The sequence below is a fragment of the Kitasatospora sp. NPDC059673 genome, from assembly GCF_042734215.1.
GTDB lineage: Bacteria > Actinomycetota > Actinomycetes > Streptomycetales > Streptomycetaceae > Kitasatospora.
Window position 1 is genome coordinate 12,588 of sequence record NZ_JBHWEN010000030.1, and the last position, 21,276, is coordinate 33,863.

Consider the following 21,276-nt stretch of genomic DNA (forward strand, 5'->3'; position numbering starts at 1 on the left):
ACAGGGGATCGGGTGTCCAACCAGCGTGATGAACGTGACAGGGGCGGTGGTGGCGATCACCCTGCCCGGGGCGGCCCGGCGGGCCGGTAGTCGGATGGGCTTTGCTGCGGCGGCAGCGGACGCGACCGGGGCCAGCGTCGACCAGCTCACCGACACCTACCGGGCCCACTACCGTTCCCTGCTGCGGCTCGCCGCACTTCTGCTGGACGACCTGTCCTCCTGCGAGGACGTCGTGCAGGAGGCGTTCATCCGGGTGCACGCCGCCCGGCGCCGGGTCCGCGATCCCGAGAAGACCCTGGCGTACCTGCGGCAGACCGTGGTCAACCTGTCCCGCTCCACGCTGCGACGCCGACTGCTCGGCCTGCGCCTGCTGCCCAAGCCCATGCCTGACATGGCCAGTGCAGAAGAGGGGGCATACGATGCGCTGGAGCGCGATGAACTGAAGGCCGCGCTACGGGGGTTGCAACGCCGTCAGCGGGAGGTGCTGGTGCTGCGCTACTACGCCGACCTGACGGAGGCGCAGGTCGCGGAGGTGCTCGGCATCTCCATCGGCTCGGTCAAGGCCTACGGCTCGCGCGGACTGGCCGCCCTGCGGGTGCGGCTGGAGACCGGCGATGACTGACCCGCACCGGCCGCACCCGCCCCGCGAACTGACCGAGGACCAGCTCCGGGACCGGCTGCACCGCGCCGTCGCCGGTGTCCAGCCCGAACCCGGGGCGCTGCCCAGGCTGCGCGCCGCCGTCCCCCGCCGCCGGGCCGCCCGGCGGCGCGCCTGGGGCGGCGCCGCCGTGCTGGCCGCCGCCGTCGCCGGGCTGCCCGTGGTGCACGCCGCCCAGCCGTTCCACCTGTCCGGCGACCCCACCGGCGGCCAGGCCGCGCCCGGCGCCACCGCCGCCCCGGACCACTCGGTGGCCGCCCCCGGCCGCGCGCACAGCCCCGCCACCGCGACCGCCGCCGGGGCCGACGGCACCGGCCCCGGAACCACCGCCGACCCGAGCGCCGACAGCAGCCCGGGCGGCTCGCCCGCCGCCACGCCGCTGTGCGGCCGTGCCGACCTCGGCCGGGGCGAGTCCCAGAAGACCGCCACCGCCACGGCCGACGGCCGGATCTACGGCTGGTTCCGGCTCACCAACACCGCCGACCACCCGTGCCGGATCACCGGCCCGGGCGCCGTCGACGTCGACCCCGGCACCACCGGCGTCCGCCTGCTCGCCCACACCGTCGGCGACCCGGCCGAGGCGCTGCCCGACCCGGCCGGGCTGCCCCGCGAACTGCTGCTCGCACCCGGCGGCTCCTATCTGGTCCGGTTCGCCTGGGTGCCCACCCGCTGCGCCACCACCTCGCCCACCCCCAGCGGCCCGCAGCCCAGCTCCACCCCCAGCAGCGCCGAAGTGCCCGGCAGCGACACCCCGGCCGGCGGCACCCCCGCGGCCGACCCCAGCCCCACCGGTGGGTACTCCGGCGCCGTCCAGGTCGGCCGCAAGTCGGCGAACGACATCTTCCGGCTCGGCTACACCCCCGACGCGGCCACCGCCTTCGCCGCCACCACGGTCCTCCCCGCGGGCTGCGGCGGCACCGTCTACCACACGGCCCCCGAACCGGCCCCCGCCACCGACGGCCCGTCCCCCTCCCAGAGCCCCGCTCCCTGACGGCCCGCCCAGGCCTGCCGGGCCGGCAGCACCACGAGGTGCCGGCGGGCGGCCGCACGCTGCTGCCGCACCTGGGGGAGGGCGAGCCGGACCCCCCGGGCTCCAGCCGGTCGTCTGCGCCGCGGAGCCCGGCTCGTCCACCGCGGCAGCGTCGGCACTGCCGGCGGGCGCCGCCCGGATCTGCTGCCGGGCGTCAGATGCCCAGCGACTCGGCGCGGGTCTCGGCGCGCAGCAGCAGGGCGTGCACCTCGGCCTGGCGGCGGCCCGGGCGGTCGTTCCAGGCGTCGGGGGAGGGGGCCGGGCGGCCGGTGGCGTGCAGGACCTCCATGACCTGGGTGCGGGCCCGGCGCACCGTGTACGCGGTGCCGTAGCCGTGCGCGAGGACGGCGGTCTGCGCGCCGAGCAGGCAGACCCGGCCGGCCGCGTCCCACATCGCGCCCTGGATCCAGCCCGCCTCGGCGAGGTAGCGGGAGGTCAGCCGCAGGTGCCCGGCGACGGTGACCGCCACCGGGCGGGCGGGGCGGCGGACCAGCCGGTCCAGCAGGGCGCGGCGCGGCAGCGGGTACCCGAAGTTCCACGGCTGCTGGACGGACCCGTACGGTCCGCCGTCGCAGCCGGGCTCCACCAGCGGTGGTGCGGGCAGTGGCAGCAGGGGCAGCCGGTCGGGGGCGGGGAGTCCGGCCAGGTACTGCTCGATCTCCTCGACCAGGCCCAGGTGCTGGGCGAGGACGGGCAGGTCGAGTCGGTCGAGCCGGTCGAAGGGCGGCGCTGAAGCGGGCATGGTACAACTCCTCCGGTCGTTATGTCGTATTTGTACCTCGTCCGCTGATCGTCCATCAGGAGCCGCACCGCAGCCGTTTCGTGTCCCCACCGTTCGCTGCCCGCCGTTCCGATCACCGCCCGGAATCGGGTTGGATGAGGGTATGAACGAGCAGACGAACGTCGTGCCGGCGTGGGAGCAGCGGTTCCGGGCAGCGCGGGTCTCGCTGCCCGACTGGGCGGACGAGGCACCCGACCGGGCGCTGTACGTGTCCAACGCGACGGGCACCTACGAGGTCTACGCGTGGGACCGCGCCACCGACGAGCACCGCCGCGTCACCGACCGTCCGAACGGCACCACGGACGCCGAACTCAGCCCGGACGGCCAGTGGATCTGGTGGTTCGACGACACCGACGGCGACGAGTTCGGCGTCTGGCGCCGCCAGCCGTTCGCCGGCGGCCCCGACCAGGAGGCCGTGCCGGGCGTGCCCGCCGCCTACGAGGCGGGTCTGGCGCTCGGCCGCGACGGCACCGTGGTGGTCGGCACCTCCACCGACGACGAGGGCACCACCCTGTACCTGCGCCGCCCCGGCGCCACCGAGCCCGAGGTGGTCTACCACCACGCCGAGTACGGCGGCGTCGGCGACCTGTCCCACGACAGCACCCTGCTGGCCGTCGACCACACCGAGCACGGCGACGCCATGCACGGGGCGATCCGGGTGCTGCGGCTGTCCGACGGCGCCACCGTCGCCCAGCTCGACGAGGTCACCGGCCACGCCGAGCCGCGCGGCGTGTCCTGCCTGGGCTTCGCGCCCGCCGCCGGCGACACCCGGCTGCTGGTCGCCCACCAGCGCACCGGCCGCTGGGAGCCGATGCTGTGGGACGTCGCCACCGGCACCGAGACCGAGCTGACCCTGCGCGACGAGCAGGGCCGGCCGTTCCCCGGCGACCTGTCCGCGCAGTGGCGGCCCGACGCCCGCTCGCTGCTCATCGAGCACGAGTACGAGGCCCGCTCCGAGCTGTTCTCCTACCAGCTGGAGACCGGCGAGCTGACCCGGCTGGACACCCCGCGCGGCACCGTCGCCGGGGCCACCGCCCGGCCCGACGGCACCGTGGAGTTCCTGTGGTCCTCGGCCGCCGAACCGTCGGCGGTGCGCTCCACGGCCGGCACCGTGGTGCTGCGCGCGCCCGGCCCGGTGCCGCCCGGCTCGGTGGCGGTCGAGGACGTCTGGGTGGACGGCCCCGGTGGCCGGGTGCACGCCCTGGTGCAGCGGCCCACCGGCGAGGGCCCGTTCCCGACGGTGTTCGAGGTGCACGGCGGCCCCACCCACCACGACAGCGACTCCTTCGCGGCCGGCCCCGCCGCCTGGCTCGACCACGGCTTCGCGGTGGTCCGGGTCAACTACCGGGGTTCCACCGGCTACGGTCAGGCCTGGACCGACGCGCTCACCGAACGCGTCGGCCTGATCGAGCTGGAGGACATCGGCGCGGTCCGCGACTGGGCGGTCTCCTCCGGCCTGGCCGACCCGGACCGGCTGGTGCTGTCCGGCGGCTCCTGGGGCGGCTACCTGACCCTGCTCGGCCTCGGCACCCAGCCCGACCGGTGGACGCTCGGCCTGGCCGCCGTCCCGGTCGCCGACTACCTCACCGCGTACGCGGACGAGATGGAGGCGCTGAAGTCGCTGGACCGCACGCTGTTCGGCGGCACCCCCGAGGACGTCCCCGAGCGCTGGCACGCCTCCTCGCCGCTGTCGTACGTCGAGCAGGTCAAGGCCCCGGTCTACATCAGCGCCGGCGTCAACGACCCGCGCTGCCCGATCCGGCAGATCGACAACTACGTGCAGCGGCTGGAGGAGCTCGGCAAGGTCCACGAGGTGTACCGCTACGATGCCGGGCACGGTTCGCTGGTCGTCGACGAGCGGATCAAGCAGCTTCGCTTGGAGATCGACTTCGTCCGGCGACACCTGGCCCCCGGCACTGTCCGGTGACCCGGTAGACCCGGCCGACCGGGGGGACAACCGATGGGTGGACGCGCCGCGCTGGCCGCTGCCGCGGTCGGCACGATCGTGCTGACCTTGGCCGGCTGCTCGTCGAACAATCAGAAGTACGACTGCGTGGAGGCCGCCGCCCCCGCCAAGGCGGACACCGGCATCGACCTGCGGGTCCTCGCCAAGGGCAAGAGCGGCAGCCGCGGCTCCAAGGGCTCCAGCGGGTCGAGCGGGTCCGGCGGGTCGAGCGGCTCCAGCGGGTCGAGCGGGTCCGGCGGGTCGAGCGGCTCCAAGAAGGGGTCCGGCATCTCGCCGTACTCGGGGGGCGGCGGCACCAAGGTGGTGCACCACTACCACCACCGGCCGGGCTCCAGCCGCAGCGACGACTACGTCGACGAGTGCGGAAACCCGTCGCCCGCGCCGGGCTTCGGCGACTTCGGCGCCGACTGCGCCACCCCGAACGCGTTGCCGCCCGCGAGCCCCGTCGGCGGCTCGCCCTCGGCCTCGCCGAGCGGGTCCGCCGCGCCGAGCGCCGCCGCCCCGCCGGTGCCCTGTCCGAGCGGGTCGCCGTCCGCCGGGGCCTCGGCCTCGCCGTCCGCGCTCTCCTCGCCCTCGCCCTCGGCCCCGGCCCCGGCCTCGCCGAGCGCGTCGCGGTCGGGGACGCGCTGACGGGGCGCCAGTAGCCGGTCGGCGGTCAGTCCAGGGCCGGGTCCAGTCCGAGGGCCCGGTCCTGGGCGGCCTCCGCCTCGCGGCGCACCAGCCGGAACCACATGAAGACCACGAACCCGGCGAAGACGAACCACTCCAAGGTGTAGCCCAGGTTCTGGAACGCCCGCAGGCTCAGCCCGTCGCCGCCCTGCGGCTGCACCGTCGGCACCGCCGTCAGCCCCGCCGGGACGTCGTCCGCCGCCACCCAGCCGTCGTACAGCGGGTACGGCAGCACGTTCACCAGCGTCGCCGGGCTGATCGTGCCCAGCTGCCCGGCCGGCAGACCGCCCGCCACCGCGCCGCCGCTGCCGCTGTTCTCCGGCGCCTGCAGCCGACCCGTCACGCTGACCTGCCCGGACGGAACCTCCGGCGCCGCCTTCGGGGAGCCCTCCGCCCAGCCGCGCACCACCGGTACCGCCCGGCCGCCGTCGGTGAGCAGCGGGGTGAGCACGTAGTAGCCCAGCCGGCCGTCCACCGTGCGGTTCGGCACCAGCAGCTGGTGCGCGGCGTCGTACGAGCCCGTGACGTTCACCGTCCGCCCGAGGGTGTCGGTGCCGACCTTCGAGGCGGCCTCCGGCAGCACCTCCGCCAGCGGACTGGGCTGCGCCTGGGCCGCCGAGGCGGCCGCCTTGTCGATCTCCTTGTGCGTCGAGACCCGGTTCTCGAACCGGCCCAACTGCCAGGAGCCCAGCATCAGACAGACCCCGATCGCCGCCACCGCGACGACCGTGCCGACGAGCCACCGCGGGCTGAACAGGAACCGGTACACCCCACCACGGTAACCATTCCTGACACCCGCCCCGACCGCCGGGTGCCGCCGCACCGTAGGGTGACCGCCGTGATCAGCCCACTGACCGCCGACAACCTCCCCGCCCACTGCGAGGCGCTCGCCGATCTGCTGCTGGACGCCGTGGACGACGGCGCCTCGGTCGGCTTCCTGGCCGGCACCCGCCGCGAGGAGGCGGTCGCCTGGCGGCGCACCCTGTGCCCGTCCGTCGCGGACGGCACCCGGCTGCTGTGGACGGCGACCGGCCCCGGCGGCCGCGTGCTGGGCACCGTGGCCCTGGTCCGCGAGAGCCGGCCGAACGGCTCGCACCGCGCCGAGGTCGCCAAGCTGCTGGTGCACCGCGACGCCCGTGGCGCGGGCCTGGGGCGGCGGCTGCTGGCCACCGCCGAGCAGGCCGCCCGCGACACCGGCGTCACCCTGCTGCTGCTCGACACCCAGACCGGCAGCGCCGCCGAACACCTCTACCGCTCCGCCGGCTGGACGGCCTTCGGCACCGTCCCCGGCCATGCCGCCACGCCGGACGGCGTCCTGGCCGACACCACGTACTACTACAAGCAGCTCATCGCCTGAACGGGCCGCTGCTTGCTCAGGCGTCGGCGCCCGGCCGGAGGAACTCGGGCTGGTCGAGCAGCCGCAGCCAGCTGCCGTCCGGCTGCTGCCGCACCACCTGGGCGCGGGCCCCGGCGCCGTCCTTCGGCGGGGTGGCGGTCAGCGCGATGCCGTCCGCGGCCAGCGTCGGCAGCGGCGGCTCCGGGGTGAACCGCGGGCGGTGCGCCAGCACCCGCTCCCACAGCGCCCGGATCGCCTCCCGGCCGACCGTGAACTCCCCCGGCGGGTAAGCCATCACGGCGTGCTCCTCGTACAGCGCGGCGACCCCGGCGGCGTCGCCCGCGTTGGAGCGCTCCACGAACAGCCGGGTCAGGTCCTCGGGGCGCATCGCCTTCTCGTACTCGCTCATCACAGCCTCCTCGTCCTCGTGCTCCCAGCCTCCCGTCCGGCCGATCAGAAGTCCAACAGCTGGTTCTGCTCGGAACTAGAATCTGTGGTCATGGAACTGAGGCAGCTGGAGTACTTCCTCGCCGTCGCCGAGGAGCGCAACTTCACCCGCGCCGCCGAGCGGGTGCACATCAGCCAGTCCGGGGTCAGCGCCCAGATCCGGCAACTGGAACGCGAACTCGGCGCCGAACTCTTCGACCGCTCGGCCCGCACCGTCACCCTCACCGTGGCCGGCAAGGCCGCCCTCGAACACGCCCGGCAGGCGGTGGCCGCCGCCCGCGCCGTCGGCCAGGCGGTCGGCGAGGTCAGCGACCTGATCCGGGGCAGCCTCACCGTCGGCATGGTGGCCGGCTGCACCCTCACCCCGCTCTTCGACGGCCTCGCCGCCTTCCACCGGGCCCACCCCGGCGTCGAACTCGCCCTGCTGGAAGCCGACTCCGACCACCTTGCCGAAGCCGTCCGGGCCGGCGCCCTCGACCTCGCACTGATCGGCTGCGCCGGCACCACCCCCGACGGCCTGGACGCACACACCCTGATCAGCGAACCCCTGGTCGCCGCCGTCCCGCCCGGCCACCCACTGGCCGGCCGCGACGTCACACTCGCCGAACTGCTCGCCCACCCGCTGATCTGCCTGCCACCCGGCACCGGCGTGCGCACCGTCCTCGACCGCGACTGCGCCGCCGCCGGCCTCACCCCACGGATCGCCCTGCAGGCCTCCGCCGCCCCCGCGATCGCCGACCTCGCCACCCGCGGCCTCGGCGTCGCCGTGCTCAGCCGGTCCATGGCCGAGGCCTTCCCCGCCCTGCTGCCGGTCGCCGTCACCGACCTCACCACCCCGGGCCTGCTCGCCCTGGTCTCCCGCCCCGGCCCCGCCCCGGCGCTGCGCGCGCTGCTCGCCGAACTGCGCCGGGCGTTCAGCCGCTGACGGCGGCCGGCCGCGCCCCGCCGGGCGTTCAGCCGCTGACCGTTCCGTCGAACTGCGCCGGGCGTTCAACCGCTGAACGCCCGGCGGGCGGCCGTCAGTTCACGAACGCCAACTCGTGCGGCGTCCCGTTGAACCGCAGGCCACCGGTCTCCGTGACCGTCACGATGTCCTCGATCCGGACGCCGAACCGGCCCGGCAGGTAGACGCCCGGCTCGATGGAGAAGCACATCCCCGGCACCAGCGGCCGGGTCTCGCCCTCGATCATGTACGGCGGCTCGTGCGTGGTCAGCCCGATGCCGTGCCCGGTGCGGTGGATGAAGTACTCGCCGTACCCGCCCTCGGTGATCACCGCCCGGGCCACCCGGTCGATCTCCTGGCAGCTCACCCCGGGCGCCACCGCGTCGAACGCGGCCTGCTGGGCCCGCCGCACCAGGTCGTGGACCTTCTGCACCTCCTCGGGCGGCTCGGTGCCGACGAACACCGTGCGGGTGGTGTCCGAGCCGTAGCCGTCCTTCAGCCCGCCGAAGTCCAGCACCACCGTGTCACCGCGCTCGATCACCCGCTCCCCGGCCTCGTGGTGCGGATTCGCCCCGTTCGGGCCGGAACCCACCACCGTGAAATCCACCTGGCTGTGCCCGTGCTCGAGCAGCAACGCCGCCAGGTCGGAGGCCACCTCGCGCTCGGTGCGCCCCGCGAACGGCACGCCCAGGATCGCCCCGTACGTCAGGTCCGCCGCCGCACCCGCCGCCGCCAGCCGGGCCAGCTCGTCCGGCTCCTTCACCGCCCGCAGCATCGGCAGCACCGCCGTCAGCGAGGCGTACGAGGTACCCGGCAGCGCCTCCTGGAGGCCCAGCAGGTGCATCGCCCAGGCGTTGTCCGAGATCCCGTACCGGCCGGCCGGGTCCATGCTCGGCGCCAGCACCGCGAACGGGTCCTGGCCGTCGATCCAGTCGGCCATCCGGACGGCCTCCGCACCCGCCGCCCGCTCCGCGTCCGGACGCTCCAGCCTCGGCACCAGCAGCACCGGCTCGGCACCCGGCGCCACCACCAGCGCGGTCAGCCGCTCGGTGTTCACCGGGAGATACCCCGTCAGGTACGTCAGGTCCGGGCCGGGCGTGACGACCAGCCCCGCCAGACCCGCATCGGCGGCGGCCGTCGCGGCACGGGCCATCCGGGCCTGGAAATCGGCCGTGGTGAACGGCTCGGGCATCAGGATCCCCTCCCTCGGGGTCAGCGGCCGGCGGCCGCGTAGTGACGCAGGAACAGCGCCTCGACCAGGGCCATGTGCTCGATCTCGCCCGGGTCGACGCTCTCGTTGGGCGCGTGGATGAGCGAACGCGGCTCCTCCACACCCATCAGGATGATCTCCGACTCCGGGTACTGCGCGGCAAGAGCACTGCACAGCGGAATCGAACCGCCCTGCCCGAGGAACGACAACGGCCGGCCGTACGCCTCCCGCGCCGCCCGGTCCAGCGCCGCGTACGCCTTCCCGTCCGTCGCGGCCCGGAACGGCGAACCCTTCGACTCCGGCTCCACCGACACCCGCGCACCCCACGGCGCGGCCTTCACCAGATGCGCCGTGAGCGCCTGCTGCGCCGCCTCCGGATCCATCCCCGGCGGCACCCGCAGACTCACCCGGGCCCGCGCCTCAGCGGGCACCGCCGAAGCCGAACCCACCACCGGCGGACAGTCGATGCCCAGCACCGTCACCGCCGGACGGGCCCACAGCCGGTCCGCGACCGTCCCCGACCCCATCAGCGCGACCCCGTCCAGCACCCCCGCGTCCGACCGGAACTGCTGCTCGTCGAACCCCGCGCCCTCCCAGACGCCGTCCGCCGACAGGCCCTCCACCCGCGTCCCGCCGTCGGCGTCGCGCAAGGAGTCCAGGATCCGGATCAGCGCCGCCAGGGCGTCCGGGGCCGGGCCGCCGAACATCCCCGAGTGCAGATCCGACTCCAGCGTCCGCACCGTCACCACCACGTTCGCCATCCCGCGCAACGAGACGGTCGCCGTCGGCACCCCCACCGCCGCGTTGCCGGTGTCGCAGATCAGCAGCGCATCGGCGTGCAACTCCTCCGGATGCTGCGCCAGATACGCCTCCAGGCCGCCCGTCCCCTGCTCCTCCGACCCCTCGACCACCAGCTTCAGCCCCACCGGCAACTCGTCCCCGAGCGCCCGCAACGCGGTCAGGTTCATCACCACATTGCCCTTGCAGTCCGCCGCCCCCCGTCCGTACCACCGCCCGTCCCGCTCCGTCAGCTCGAACGGCGGCGACACCCACGCCTCGTCGCCCAGTGGCGGCTGCACGTCGTAATGGCAGTACAGGAGCACCGTCGGAGCCCCCGGCGGCGGCGGACGGTGCCCCAGCACCGCGAAACTCCCGTCCGGCGTCTCCACCAGCCGCACATCCCGCAGCCCCACCCCCGCGAACGCCGCGGCCACCCACTCCGCGGCCTCCCGGCAGCGTTCCGGCGGCTGCTGCCGCGGATCCGCCACCGAGGGAATCGCCACCAGCTCCGCCAGATCCTCCCGGGCCCGCCCCATCAAAGCGGCCACCCGCTCGCCCAACTCACCCACCACGCACGTCCCTTCTCCGCAGCACCGGCACAACCCCACCGATCATGCCCCGCCACGCGGCCCCGCGCGCGAGATCACGCCTTCCCTTGTTCATCTGCACGCCCGCGCGCGAGATCACGCCGTCGCGCCGCCCAGGATGCGCACCCACCACTCCAACTTCTCGACCTCGTCCCGCCGGTACACCCGCGCCCGCAAGCCCCGGTACGCGGCGACCAGCCGCTCGGCGGTCAACCTGGTCAGCACGGGCACCCGATGGTCGAGGATCCGCTCCCACTCCGGCGCCGACGGATCCGCCGGGTCGCGGTGCAGCGCGCCGAGCGGGAGCTCGCGGGCGACCGCCCACACCACCAGATCCGGCGCATCCGCCAACAGATGCCAATGATGCGCCGACCGCTCGCCGAACAACCCCTCCAACTCCCGCAGGATCGCCCGCCGGAACGTGATCGCGATCCGCACCCCCGTCGCCTCCGTGTGCGCGCCGAACAACGCCCGGAACTTCGGCCCCGACGGATCCCGCCAGATCTCCTCCCGGCCCTCCGGCGTCAACGTCTGGAAGGCGAGCGCCGGTTCGCCCCCGGCCAGGAAGAACGCCAACGCGGTGGTCGCCTCGTCCACCGCGTACCCCTCCCGGCTGGGACCTCGCCGCTCACCGCGCCGCAACCGGAACGGAATACCGTCGCGCTCGAACTGCCGCACCAGCCTGCGCATCACCGGATGACGCAGCAGCAGATCCTGCGCGGCCGTCGGATTGTGATGCCGGTGCGCCTGGTCGTGCGCCGCCCGGGCGAGATCGCGCGCCGCACCACTGACGACCCGCACATCCAGCACAGCCCGGTCCAGATGCTCGACCGACAGCTCGGCCGCACCCTGCGCGAGCAGCCCCAGCGTCTGGAACCCGTCGATGCACTCGATCCCCGACAGCTCGACACTGCACCCGCCCCAGTCCGGCTCCGCCCGCCACAGCCGCTCATCCACCCCGAGCACCACCCGCCCGACGATCCCGAACAACTCCGGACACTCCCGCAACAGATGCGCCCGCGCCGCATTCTGCGGACTCACCAGCAACTCCCGCCGCGCCCCCAACCGCTCAGCCGCATCCACCGCCCCACCCAGCCCCGCCAACTGCCCGGCCGGCACCCGCAGATCCCACTGCTCGTCGTCCACCCGCTGCATGTACCCGGGCCTGAGCCAGTACCCCGAACAGAACACCGGAACGCTGATCGGCCCCGGCCCGCCTGGGAACGGCTGTGTCATCGCAAACACACTCATGCCATCACAACGGCCCGACCCGACACAGGTGACGCCCGAACCCTCAGAGCCCCACAACGAGTGAGGGCCGCACCGGATTTCTCCGATGCGGCCCTCACTGCTCGGTCGGGGTAGCGGGATTTGAACCCACGGCCTCTTCGTCCCGAATGAGGTCCGGGGAGGCTCGGGACCAGTGCGAATCGAGATCGGTGCAGGTCACAGCGTTGGTCATCGTTGGGGCTGGGAGGCCAACGCGCCGTTGGATCTCAAGATCTTCTCCCGGGATTCTCCCAATGGGCCGTAGAAAGCCGGCGCGCGCGGTGGCGGCCCGGGTGGGCTTCCTAGGCGATCAGCCGGTGGCCGTCGTGAGAGCGGATTCGGGGTTCTCCTCCGCGGCTGGGGTCCAAGGCGTCGAGGATGCGCACGGCGAACACTTCGGACACGTTCTGACGAACTTCCTCGGAGGTGAACCAATCGACAGCGACGGCTTCCTCGGTGGGGCGAGCCTCGCCGTTCTCGACTGTGCAGCGGAATACCAGTGCCACAACCCCGCGACTCATGTTCTTGTAAACGCCGGTCAGGCATTCGGGTCGGACCCACACCCCGGTTTCCTCAAAGACCTCCCTGCGGACGCCGTCCTCAACCGATTCACCGAGTTCGAGCACTCCACCCGGCGGCTGCCAGGCGCCGTTGTCGGCGCGCTGGATGACCAGAACCCGGCCGTCCTCACGTACTACCGCTCCGGCTACCGATACGGAGTGGAGCGGCGTTGACGGGCTTTCCTGGCTGCTGCTACTCATGTACATGAGCATAGGAGACGAGAAGGACCATGGCGAGTAGCGATATGGCCGCATCGGCCAAGGCGAAGTATCTGCAGATCGCGGATGACCTCGCGGCAAGGATCAGGTCCGGGACGCTCGCTCCGGGGGCTCCGGTCCCGAGCGAAGCCGAGCTTATGAAGGACTACAAGGTGGCATCGGGCACGGTGCGCAAGGCCGTGGCGGAACTGAGGGCCGCTCAGCTCATTGAGACCCATCACGGCCGTGGTTCGTTCGTTCGCTCCCGGCCTCCGGTGCAGCGGAAATCGTCGGACCGGTTCCGCCGGGCCCACCGTGCGGCCGGCAAGGCTGCATACCTCGCCGAGGCGGAGCAGTCGGGCGGCACGCCGTCGGTGACCGTGCTGTTCGTGGGGCCGGCCGATGCGCCGGCCGAGATTGCCGAACGCCTGGGTGTGTTGCCGGGTGCGAAGGTGCTCGTTCGCCGGCGCCGGTACTTCCGGGACGGCGTTCCGACGGAGGAGGCCACGTCCTACCTGCCCTGGGAGGTGGTCAAGGAGATCCCGGAGGTGTTTGCGGAGAACCCCGGTGGCGGCGGGATCTACGCCCGCCTCGAAGAACACGGCCACGTCCTCGCCGAGTTCACCGAGACGGTCCGTGCCCGCTTGGCGAGCAAGGCCGAGTCGTCCGCGCTCGCCCTGAGTCCGGGTGCACCGGTCATCGACCTGGTCAGGAACGCCATCACTGCTGACGGCGTGGTGGTGGAGGTGTGCGACACCGTCATGGCGGCTGACCAGTTCGTTCTGGACTACCGCTTCCCCGCCCGAGACTGACGCTCCGTTAGGCAACAACCCGCCGCGAAGAGATTTTTTCGTGGCGGGTTGACTCATGTACAGGAGTGGTGCAGTCTTCTGCATGTCACTCCTGTACATGAGTGACGGAGCAAGGCTCATGTAGCGGAGCTGTGCCCACTTGGGCCTGTCTCAGCTGCGCAAATGCGCCCGGAGGGCGGGGTGAGACCCGTTCGAAGTGAGCGCTGTTGCTTGAGAACTGAAGAGTGATCATGCGAGACCGGCGCGAGGGTGACGGTCGCAGTAAGCGCCTAGGTTGAGAAACCGGGGGTGAACCGCTGCGACGCACGGCGCCCTCCCCCTACGCAGTGGCGCGGCGCCCGCTTCGGCGGGCGCGGGGACCGAGACGGACTCTGGCCAGGACGATTCGTACGGCTGGCTGGAGATCCGGGAGACAGCGTCGGCTCAATGCATGTGGCGGGATGAGACAGACCGCCCCCGAGGCGACCGGGTGACGTCGCCGGCGGCAGCAAGCCATGCAGCACCCGAGGGTGCGCCGCCCTGCTCGTGCTGAGCAGAGAGGAAGCACCGGACCAGGCCCGAGAGTCCTGACGCCCGTTGGCCGGGCACCCCATCTCTGGCCCATACAGGGCTGTTCCGACGGAGGTTGAGCCGTGCAGGTTCGCCGACATATTCGGCCCCGCCGCTGATCGCGGGCGGGGCTCACTGCTTCTGATCGCACACCAGTGATCACGGTGCCCGGCGCGCAACTCCCGCCCCGCGTGGGTGGCGGATGTGCGTCGAGCGCCGCGGCCGCTCGTGGACGTGACGAGTGGTCCAGGCCCGAATCGGGGCCGCCGCGCACCCGGCCAAGGATCGCGCGGCGGCTCCTGGGCCCCACCTACAACCCGAAGAGGTAAGGCCGTGAAGACGATTGTCGCAGGACAGGAGGCCCTTGGGGCCGAGGAGTTGCGAGAGTTGGCGCTCGGCGTCGGCGTGGACGCCGAGCTGTTCGCCGGCGTGCCGGGCGAGAGCCCGGAGGAGGAGCGGGCCCGCCTGGACGTGGCCCGCGAGGTCGAGCGGGAGCTGGACCTCGCTGCCCGGGGAGTCGCCCGCCGGTTGATGCGCGCCGGGGCCGAGCGCCGCCGGGTGCTGGCCTGGAAGGCGGTCGCGTGATGGCCCGCGCCCGCCTGCACCGCCGCAGCCTGCGCGGTACCCGCCGCCCGCACGTCGCCGCCGTCGCGGTGGTGGCGCCGCCCGCCGAGGGCGACCTGACCGGCGCCGCGTGCAAGGGCCTCGACCCGGACCTGTTCTTCCCCGAGCCCGACCCGGACCGCCCCGAATGGGAATGCGTGTTCGAATTCGCGGAGCGTCGGGCGAAGATGATCTGCGCCGGGTGCCCGGTGCGGCAGTTGTGCCTGGCCGGCGCGCTGGAGCGGGGCGAGCCGGCGGGCATCTTCGGTGGGCTGACCGCCGACGAGCGCGCCAAGCTCAAGCGCCGGACGGAGAACCAGCGGGCCCACCGGCGCCGCGCCGAGCGCGAGGCCGCCGGGATCGGGGGTGCCGCGTGAGCGCCTCGGCCGTGCCGTTCGGCATTTCGGCCCCGGCCGCGTCCGCTTCGGCGACGCGCCCCGCCGCTTCGACCGCGCGGTCGGCGGCTTCGGGCAGGCTCATGCTGGGCCTGACGATCCTCGCCGCACTCGGCGGCGCGGCCCTCGCCGGGATCGGCTTCACCGGCTCCTACACCGCGCTGCGCGACCTCGGTTTCAGGCACGGCTTCGGGGACTTCAGCTACGCCTTCCCCGTCGGCGTGGACGCCGGCATCGTCGCGCTGCTGGCGATGGATCTGCACCTGATCCGCAAGGGCACGCCGTGGCCGATGCTCAGGCTGCTCGCCCACGGTTTCACCGCCGCCACGATCTACTTCAACGCCGCCTCGGCCGGTCCGCTGCTGGGGAATCCGACCGGCACGGCGATGCACGCGGTCATCCCGGTCATGTTCGTCGCCGTGGTCGAGGCCGGGCGCCGCCTGGTCATCCGGATCACCCGGATCGAGGCCGGCCACCAGCGCGACGGCGTCCCGCTCCACCGCTGGATCCTCGCCCCGGGGCCGTCGTTCGCCATGTACCGGCGCATGCGCCTGCGGGGCATCGACTCCTACGACCAGGCTGTCGCGCTGGAGCGTGAGCACACCGTCTACGAGGTGATGCTGGAGCGCGACCACGGCAAGAACCTGAAGAACGCGCCCGCCGACCTGCTGCTTCCCCTGGTGATGAAGAAGTACGGGCTGAGTGTGGAGGAGGCCCTCGCCCTGCCGCAGGAGGCCGACGAGGCCGCCCGCCTGCGGGCCGAGCGCACCGCCGCGTTCGAAGCCGAGGCAGCCGTGCGGGCCGAGGCCCGGGCCGCCGAGGTCGAGATCACCAAGCTCCGCACCGCCGGCCGTATCGAGGCCGCCGGGTACGAGGTCGGCGCGGAGACCGCGACCGCCAAGGCCCACGCCCACGCCCGGGCCCTTGCCGCCGGCCGTGAAGCCGAAGCCGCCGAACGCCTCGACCACGCGACCGAGGAACTCGCCGCCGCGGCCACCGAACAGGAGGCCGCCGACGCCCGCCTGCGCGCCGCCGAAACGGCGAAGCTCGCCGCTGAAACGGAGAAGGCCGCCGCCGAAGCACGCGAGCGCACCACCGAAACCGAAGCCCGCGCAGCAGCCCACGAGAAGGCAAAGGCGGAGAACGAGGACGCCGCCCAGACCCTCCGCCTGCGCGCCGCCGAAACCGCCAAGCTCGCCACCGAAACCGAGGCCGACGCCGCCGAAGCAGCGCGCCGCACGGCCGAAGCCGAGCGCGACACCGCCGCCGCGAAGCGCGACCGCGCCGAGCACGAACAGGCCGCGAACGCGACCCTCCTGCTCGCCGCCGAAGCACGCGAGCGTGCCGCCGAAATCGAACTCCGCGCCGTCGAAGCCGAGGACGCCGCGAAGCTCACCCCCGCCGCCCGCGGCGCCCGCCGCGTCGCCCGGATGATCCTCGCCGCCGGCGGCGACCCCGAGGCCGTCACCCTCCAGACCATCACCGAGGCCCTCGACGTCTCCCTCGCCACCGCGTCCCAGCGGCGCGCCGACGCTGTCGAACTCCTCCACCACGGCTACCGCCCCTGAACAGGAGAAACACGCATGAAGTGCCACTTCTGCAACATCGCCAAGCCGGACGTCGAGGTCGTCGCCGACCCGTACGCGGCGGACGTCAACGACGAGGTGTGGCTGATCCCGCTGTGCGGAGACTGCTACGGCGCCCGCTGCGACGAGATCTGATCATGGGCGCGTCCGCGATCAACGTCGTCTCGTTCGGCTACCTGCACGGCGACCCGCCGCTCGCGCACCTGGTGCTGAACCTGACCAAGCACTTCCGCGACCCGCACGTGTCACCCGCCCTGCGCTACATGGACGCCAACGACCTGCCGGTCCGTCAGGCCGTCCTGGCCACGCCGGGCGTCCGCGAGCTGATCTGCGCCGCGAGCCTGCTCGTGGACGCCTACGACGTCGGCCCCGTCGACGCGCCGCTGACCATCGCGGTCGGCTGCGCGGGCGGCCGGCACCGCGCCGCCACCGTCGCCATGGCCCTCGCCGACCGGCTCGGCAAGACCGGCATCCCCGTCCACCTGGAGCACCGCGACCTGGCCAAGCCGGTCGTGGAGCGCTGAAGGAGCCCTCATGCCGTCCGCCCGACCCACCGACCAGCTGTTCATCGACTACATGCACGCCTTCAAGGCCGCCGTCGAGCACATGGGCGACTGCCTCGACTGCGAGAACGACCTGCCGTGCGAGACGGGCACGTCCACCTGGACGCGGTTCGTCGAGCTCCAGCAGCAGTGGGAGTCCCGTTCCTCGACCGCTCTGACGACCTGAAAGGGGTCGGCGTGTCCAAGGTCCGCATGTCCAAGGCCCGCATTCCCTCCCAGCGCGGCGGCCCGGCCGCGCACGTCCTCGACCTCGGCGACGGCAGCGCGCCGGTGGTCCTCGTGATGCCCCACCGCCGCTCGCTGGCCAGCCGGTTGGCGCTCGCCGCCGCCCGCGAGCTGTGGGAGCGCCGCTTCGCGTGGGCGCCGCTGTGGGCGGGGGTCGGCCTCTTCGTCGCCGCCGCCGTGCTGTCGCTCGTGCTGCCCGGCGCGGCCCTCGCCCTCGCCCTGCCGGTGCTGCTGATGCCTGCCGGGTGGGCGCTGATCGCCTACCGCCACCCGCGCTGGTCGGTGCGCCGCACCGCCCGCGACCAGTTCCCCTCGATCGCCATCGCCGCCGGCGTGCTGGCGTGGTCGGCCGCCGCGACCTGGTTCGGCCCCGGCCGGGTGCTGACCGTGCTGTGGGCGGTCGGCACCGTCGCCGCGCAGGCCGCCTGGTCCTACCGCCGCAGCAAGACGCCAATCCCCGCGCCCGCCGCCGACCAGACCGCCCAGAACTGACCTAGGAGGAACCGCAGATGAGCACCCCCTACAGCAGCGGCAGCCCGTTCCCGCCCCCGCGCCGCACCGGCGCCCAGCAGACCTCCAAGGCCCAGACCCGCCCCAGCACCGGCGGCGGTGGTGGCGGTGGGAAGAGCTACCACTTCCACTACAGCCCGAACACCGCCAACGGCGGCTCCGGCCGCGGCAACGCCGGCGGCGGCGCGCAGGGCGGCGGGATCGGCCAGCCGTCCGGCGGCGGGCAGAACGCGGGCGGCCGGGCGAACTACTCGCCGCTCGGCGACCCGGAGTTCTTCACCAACGCCGACGTCCGCGCCTACTGCGAGCGCGGCCGGTCCCTGCTCATGCAGCTCTCCTTCGAGCTGTCGATGGCCCACGAGATCCTGCGCGCCGTGCTGAAGGAGGTCCCCGACCCCGAGGGCCGGCCGTTCGGCTCGCAGGCCCGCGCCCGCCGCGTCGCCAAGCACCTGGGCAAGGCCGCCGACGACGCCAAGGACTGCGCCGCCGAGATGGCCCGCACCTACGCCGCGTTCCAGCGCGAGTACGACCCGGAGATCTCCCGCGTCGCCAAGCCGAGCAAGCCCCGCCGCAAGTTCGACTTCGGCGGCTGACCTTCCCGCCCCGGCCGGGGCGGGCGATGTGCCCGTCACCCGGCCCGCCCGGGTGACGTGTGCCCCGCGACCGCTCCGGCCCGGCTCAACTCCTGTCCCCGCCACATCTGTTCACGGAGGAAGCCGTGCCCCGCCACGCTGCCGCGCACCCCGACACCGCCGCCTCGACCCTGACGCTGGACGCCAACCAGCACGCCGGCGGCCCCATCGACTACCTGTTCCACCGCGTCAAGCCCTACCTGCCGCCGTGGCTGCTCGGCGCCGGCGTCGGCATGCTGTCGTTCCCCGCGCACGCCCTGTGGGGGAACTCCGCCGGCGGCGGCGTCGGCCTGACCCTCGCCTCCGTCACCCTGAGCGGCGTCACCTGGTGGGCGGGCAAGGCCACCAGCGCCCAGCGCCGCCTGCACTCCGCCATCACCGTCGTCCTCGGCTCGACGTGGTTCACCGCCGCCGCCCTCGCCGGCCCGACCGCCGGCCCGCTGCCCAGCCTGTTCTTCCTCACCCTGCCGACCGTCGCCGTGTCCTGGAACGCCCGCCAGATCCTGCGGATCAACCCCGAAGGCACCGGAAACAGCGCCGACAAGGGCCTGCTGGAGAAGGTCGGCCTCGCCAAGACCATGGTCACCTCCGCCACCGTCCAGCCCAACAAGGCCAGCTTCGAACTCCAGCTTCCTGGTGGGGAGTTGACGCCGGACGACGTGTCGAAGGCCCTGCCGCGGCTGGCGGGCGCGCTCAAGGTCGCCAAGAACGCCGTGCGGATGACGCCGGACGCCGACGACTCCTCCCGCGCCACCCTCACCGTCGTCCCCAACGACCTGCTCAAGGCCGGCGCCCCCTACCCGGGCCCCTCGCACCCGGGCGGGTCGATCGCCGACCCGATCCACGTCGGGATCTACGAGGACGGGGCCTACATGGCGATGTTCTTCCCCGGCGACCCGGACGCGGCGCGCAACGCCATGCACATCCTGGACATGGGGATGACCGGCGCGGGCAAGTCCGAAGGGGCGATCACCGCCCTGACCGAGGTCGTCACCCGGCGCGACGCCATCCTGTGGGCGTCCGACCCGGCCAAAGCCGAGCAGACCCTCGGCCCCCTGCTGCCCGCCATCGACTGGGCCGCTCTCGACATGGACTCCACCAAGGCCATGATCACCGCCCTGCGCGCAGTCATCCCCGCCCGCACCTCCTGGCTGGCCAAGTACGGCTACAAGCAGTGGGTTCCCGCGTGCGCCGAGACGCAGGCCGACGGCTCCCCGGGCATGCCCTACCTGATCGCCTGGTTCGAGGAGGCCGCCAAGACCATCCGCGAGACCGACGACGACGTGTTCACCGGCATCGCCCAGGAAGCCCGCTCCGCCGGCATCTCGCTGGCCATCTCCCTCCAGCGCGCCTCCGGCTCGCAGATCTCCACCGACACCCGCGCCTCCCTCGGCAGCTCGTGGGTGTTCGGCGTACGCGACGAACGCGACGCCGGGTTCGCCCTGCCCGACGAAGCCCTCGACGCCGGCGCGGCGCCGCACGCGTGGAGGGACAAGAAGCCCGGCTACTGCTACCTCGCCGCCAACGGCATCCCCGAGACGTTCTGGGCCACCCCCGGCCGGGCCTACCTCACCCCGGTCGAAGCGTCCGAGTGGGCCGTTGTCGAGTTCGCCGGCGTCCGCGCCCAGTGCGACCCCGTGACCGCCAAGGCCGCCGCGAACGCCGTCGGCCCGGCCTTCACGAAGCGCACCCGCTACCCGCTGCCCGCCCTCGACACCGACCCGGACGAGACGGGCGTCTACGACCAGGAGGCCGACATGCACGGCGACTTCGACTACGACCTCGACCCCGACGACGAGACCGAGGCGGTCGAGGACGACGGCGACGGCTGGATCGACCCCGAGGTCGAACTCCCGCCTGTCGAGGACGACGACGTGGTGGAGATCGTCCCGCCCCGGATCCCGCCGCGCACTCGGGTCGGCAAGAACGAGGCCCAGCGCATCATGATCGAACTCCTCGCCGAGTTCGAGGCCGAGGGCCGCACCGTCGTCGGCCCGGTCGACTTCATGGAGTACTGCGACCGGTTCAACCGCCGGCGCTCGTGGGTGTCCGGAGAGGTCGCCGCGATGGTCGCCGACGGCCGCCTGCGCGAGACCGACGAGACCGGCCGCTACGAGATCGTGCCCCTCCAGGCGATCGCCGCCTGACGGCATCTGACGCGTCAGACGCGTCAGACACCCCTGACGCCAGAAGGCCCTTTTCCCCAGGTGACGCGTGCGCGCGAGGGGTGTCAGACGCGTCTGACACCCCTCCTGACGCTTCTGACACCCCATCGCCTGACACCTCTGACACCCCCTCCCGCTCCGCCTGAAAGGCACCCTCGTTGGTCTTCACCGCCTCCGCCGCGCTCGTCCTCGGCGCGATCACCGTCATCCTCATCCGCGCCCAGCGCGTCTCCACCGGCTCCGCCGCCCTCGTGTGGCTGTCCGGCTTCACCGCCGCCTCCACCGGCCTCGCCGGCCCCGTCAACAGCGCCCTGACCGCCCTCACCCACGCCCTCGCAGCCATCCACTGAACCCCGCCCCGCCGACCGAGGAGAGCACCGTGCACCACACCCCCTACGCGCAGCCCGCCGCCCCCGTGCTCCACACCCCGGACGGCACCCCCTACTACACCGCCCCGCCGCAGACCGCACCCCTCGCCCTCTACCAGCCCACCGCCGTGCTCCCCGTGTCCGCCGCCCAGCACCCGGCCGCCACCTACCTGCCCGCACCGGCGAACACCCCGGGCCGCGACCCCTGGCCCGCCCGCCTCCTCGCCGGCGGGATCGGCCTCGGCGCCGGCGGCCTCGGCCTCGGATTCCTCCTCCAGACCCTCGCCGCCGCCACCACCGCACTCGGCCTGCTCCTCGGCATCCTCGCCGTCGTCTGGCTCCTCAAGAACGGCGGAACCGGGGCCAGCGGAGGACGCGGCGGAGCCGTGAACGTCCACGTCAATGTGTCGAACCGCAACCGCTGAACGGAGAAA

General features: G+C 73.4%; 25 protein-coding genes. 18 read left to right on the top strand and 7 right to left on the bottom strand.

Features of this window, described 5'->3' with window-relative positions:
* Positions 1-94 precede the first annotated feature (94 nt).
* Both ACFV18_RS27945 and ACFV18_RS27950 read left to right on the top strand, forming a co-directional pair.
* Entirely contained in the window at positions 95-622 is a 528-nt protein-coding gene (locus ACFV18_RS27945) for a SigE family RNA polymerase sigma factor (protein ID WP_157032412.1), read from the top strand.
* The gene (locus ACFV18_RS27950) at positions 615-1,649 is read left to right on the top strand and encodes a hypothetical protein (RefSeq protein ID WP_380487842.1); all 1,035 of its coding nucleotides are present in this window, start codon (positions 615-617) and stop codon (positions 1,647-1,649) included. Before ACFV18_RS27945 ends, ACFV18_RS27950 begins: the two co-directional genes overlap by 8 nt.
* Before the next feature lie 193 nt (positions 1,650-1,842).
* On the opposite strand, the gene ACFV18_RS27955 is transcribed toward ACFV18_RS27950, so the two are convergent.
* Positions 1,843-2,430: a hypothetical protein gene (locus tag ACFV18_RS27955; protein ID WP_380487844.1), complete on the bottom strand. Its 588-nt coding sequence runs from the start codon at positions 2,428-2,430 to the stop codon at positions 1,843-1,845.
* A 142-nt stretch (positions 2,431-2,572) separates the two neighbouring features.
* On the opposite strand from ACFV18_RS27955, the gene ACFV18_RS27960 reads away from it, so the two are divergent.
* Entirely contained in the window at positions 2,573-4,396 is a 1,824-nt protein-coding gene (locus ACFV18_RS27960; RefSeq protein ID WP_380487846.1) for a prolyl oligopeptidase family serine peptidase, read from the top strand.
* 33 nt (positions 4,397-4,429) lie between these two features.
* Complete coding sequence (locus tag ACFV18_RS27965; protein WP_380487848.1) at positions 4,430-5,065, top strand: hypothetical protein; 636 nt, start codon at positions 4,430-4,432, stop codon at positions 5,063-5,065.
* A 25-nt stretch (positions 5,066-5,090) separates the two neighbouring features.
* Here ACFV18_RS27965 and ACFV18_RS27970 read toward each other — a convergent pair whose 3' ends face one another.
* On the bottom strand, positions 5,091-5,873 hold the full coding sequence (locus ACFV18_RS27970) for an SURF1 family protein (RefSeq protein WP_380487849.1): 783 nt from the start codon (positions 5,871-5,873) through the stop codon (positions 5,091-5,093).
* A gap of 69 nt (positions 5,874-5,942) precedes the next feature.
* Here ACFV18_RS27970 and ACFV18_RS27975 point away from each other — a divergent pair, with 69 nt between their 5' ends.
* On the top strand, positions 5,943-6,461 hold the full coding sequence (locus ACFV18_RS27975; RefSeq protein WP_380487850.1) for a GNAT family N-acetyltransferase: 519 nt from the start codon (positions 5,943-5,945) through the stop codon (positions 6,459-6,461).
* Positions 6,462-6,477: 16 nt separating this feature from the next.
* Here ACFV18_RS27975 and ACFV18_RS27980 read toward each other — a convergent pair whose 3' ends face one another.
* The gene (locus ACFV18_RS27980) at positions 6,478-6,849 is read right to left on the bottom strand and encodes a YybH family protein (protein WP_380487852.1); all 372 of its coding nucleotides are present in this window, start codon (positions 6,847-6,849) and stop codon (positions 6,478-6,480) included.
* Positions 6,850-6,939: 90 nt separating this feature from the next.
* Between ACFV18_RS27980 and ACFV18_RS27985 the strand changes: the two genes are divergently transcribed.
* Positions 6,940-7,812: a LysR substrate-binding domain-containing protein gene (locus ACFV18_RS27985; protein ID WP_380487854.1), complete on the top strand. Its 873-nt coding sequence runs from the start codon at positions 6,940-6,942 to the stop codon at positions 7,810-7,812.
* 94 nt (positions 7,813-7,906) lie between these two features.
* On the opposite strand, the gene ACFV18_RS27990 is transcribed toward ACFV18_RS27985, so the two are convergent.
* From ACFV18_RS27990 to ACFV18_RS28005, 4 genes are all read right to left on the bottom strand, one after another.
* A complete protein-coding gene (locus tag ACFV18_RS27990) occupies positions 7,907-9,022 on the bottom strand; it encodes an aminopeptidase P family protein (protein ID WP_380487856.1) in 1,116 nt (371 codons plus the stop codon).
* A 20-nt stretch (positions 9,023-9,042) separates the two neighbouring features.
* Entirely contained in the window at positions 9,043-10,389 is a 1,347-nt protein-coding gene (locus tag ACFV18_RS27995) for a dipeptidase (protein WP_380487858.1), read from the bottom strand.
* Positions 10,390-10,503: 114 nt separating this feature from the next.
* Positions 10,504-11,553 carry a hypothetical protein gene (locus tag ACFV18_RS28000; protein WP_380487860.1) on the bottom strand — a complete coding sequence of 350 codons (1,050 nt, stop codon included), beginning with the start codon at positions 11,551-11,553 and terminating at the stop codon, positions 10,504-10,506.
* Positions 11,554-11,978: 425 nt separating this feature from the next.
* Positions 11,979-12,449 carry an NUDIX hydrolase gene (locus ACFV18_RS28005; protein WP_380487862.1) on the bottom strand — a complete coding sequence of 157 codons (471 nt, stop codon included), beginning with the start codon at positions 12,447-12,449 and terminating at the stop codon, positions 11,979-11,981.
* 17 nt (positions 12,450-12,466) lie between these two features.
* On the opposite strand from ACFV18_RS28005, the gene ACFV18_RS28010 reads away from it, so the two are divergent.
* From ACFV18_RS28010 to ACFV18_RS28065, 12 genes are all read left to right on the top strand, one after another.
* Positions 12,467-13,246 carry a GntR family transcriptional regulator gene (locus ACFV18_RS28010; protein ID WP_380487864.1) on the top strand — a complete coding sequence of 260 codons (780 nt, stop codon included), beginning with the start codon at positions 12,467-12,469 and terminating at the stop codon, positions 13,244-13,246.
* An 882-nt stretch (positions 13,247-14,128) separates the two neighbouring features.
* On the top strand, positions 14,129-14,380 hold the full coding sequence (locus ACFV18_RS28015; RefSeq protein ID WP_380487866.1) for a hypothetical protein: 252 nt from the start codon (positions 14,129-14,131) through the stop codon (positions 14,378-14,380).
* The gene (locus tag ACFV18_RS28020) at positions 14,380-14,775 is read left to right on the top strand and encodes a WhiB family transcriptional regulator (protein WP_380487868.1); all 396 of its coding nucleotides are present in this window, start codon (positions 14,380-14,382) and stop codon (positions 14,773-14,775) included. The genes ACFV18_RS28015 and ACFV18_RS28020 overlap by 1 nt, the downstream gene beginning before the upstream one ends.
* A 101-nt stretch (positions 14,776-14,876) precedes the next feature.
* Positions 14,877-16,361, top strand: coding sequence for a DUF2637 domain-containing protein (locus ACFV18_RS28025; RefSeq protein ID WP_380487870.1), 1,485 nt, complete (start codon positions 14,877-14,879; stop codon positions 16,359-16,361).
* Positions 16,362-16,376: 15 nt separating this feature from the next.
* A complete protein-coding gene (locus tag ACFV18_RS28030) occupies positions 16,377-16,514 on the top strand; it encodes a hypothetical protein (RefSeq protein ID WP_380487872.1) in 138 nt (45 codons plus the stop codon).
* A 2-nt stretch (positions 16,515-16,516) separates the two neighbouring features.
* On the top strand, positions 16,517-16,903 hold the full coding sequence (locus tag ACFV18_RS28035; RefSeq protein WP_380487874.1) for an ATPase: 387 nt from the start codon (positions 16,517-16,519) through the stop codon (positions 16,901-16,903).
* A 10-nt stretch (positions 16,904-16,913) separates the two neighbouring features.
* Positions 16,914-17,108 (top strand): hypothetical protein, encoded by a 195-nt coding sequence (locus tag ACFV18_RS28040; protein ID WP_380487875.1) that lies wholly within the window; start codon positions 16,914-16,916, stop codon positions 17,106-17,108.
* Between the two features lie 11 nt (positions 17,109-17,119).
* Positions 17,120-17,659 (top strand): hypothetical protein, encoded by a 540-nt coding sequence (locus ACFV18_RS28045; RefSeq protein WP_380487877.1) that lies wholly within the window; start codon positions 17,120-17,122, stop codon positions 17,657-17,659.
* Between the two features lie 17 nt (positions 17,660-17,676).
* A complete protein-coding gene (gene traA / locus ACFV18_RS28050; protein WP_380487879.1) occupies positions 17,677-18,270 on the top strand; it encodes a plasmid transfer protein TraA in 594 nt (197 codons plus the stop codon).
* Between the two features lie 125 nt (positions 18,271-18,395).
* Complete coding sequence (traB, locus tag ACFV18_RS28055) at positions 18,396-20,456, top strand: plasmid transfer protein TraB (protein ID WP_380487881.1); 2,061 nt, start codon at positions 18,396-18,398, stop codon at positions 20,454-20,456.
* A gap of 176 nt (positions 20,457-20,632) precedes the next feature.
* Complete coding sequence (locus tag ACFV18_RS28060; RefSeq protein ID WP_380487883.1) at positions 20,633-20,824, top strand: hypothetical protein; 192 nt, start codon at positions 20,633-20,635, stop codon at positions 20,822-20,824.
* 29 nt (positions 20,825-20,853) lie between these two features.
* Positions 20,854-21,267, top strand: coding sequence for a hypothetical protein (locus ACFV18_RS28065; RefSeq protein ID WP_380487884.1), 414 nt, complete (start codon positions 20,854-20,856; stop codon positions 21,265-21,267).
* The last annotated feature ends 9 nt before the right edge of the window (positions 21,268-21,276 follow it).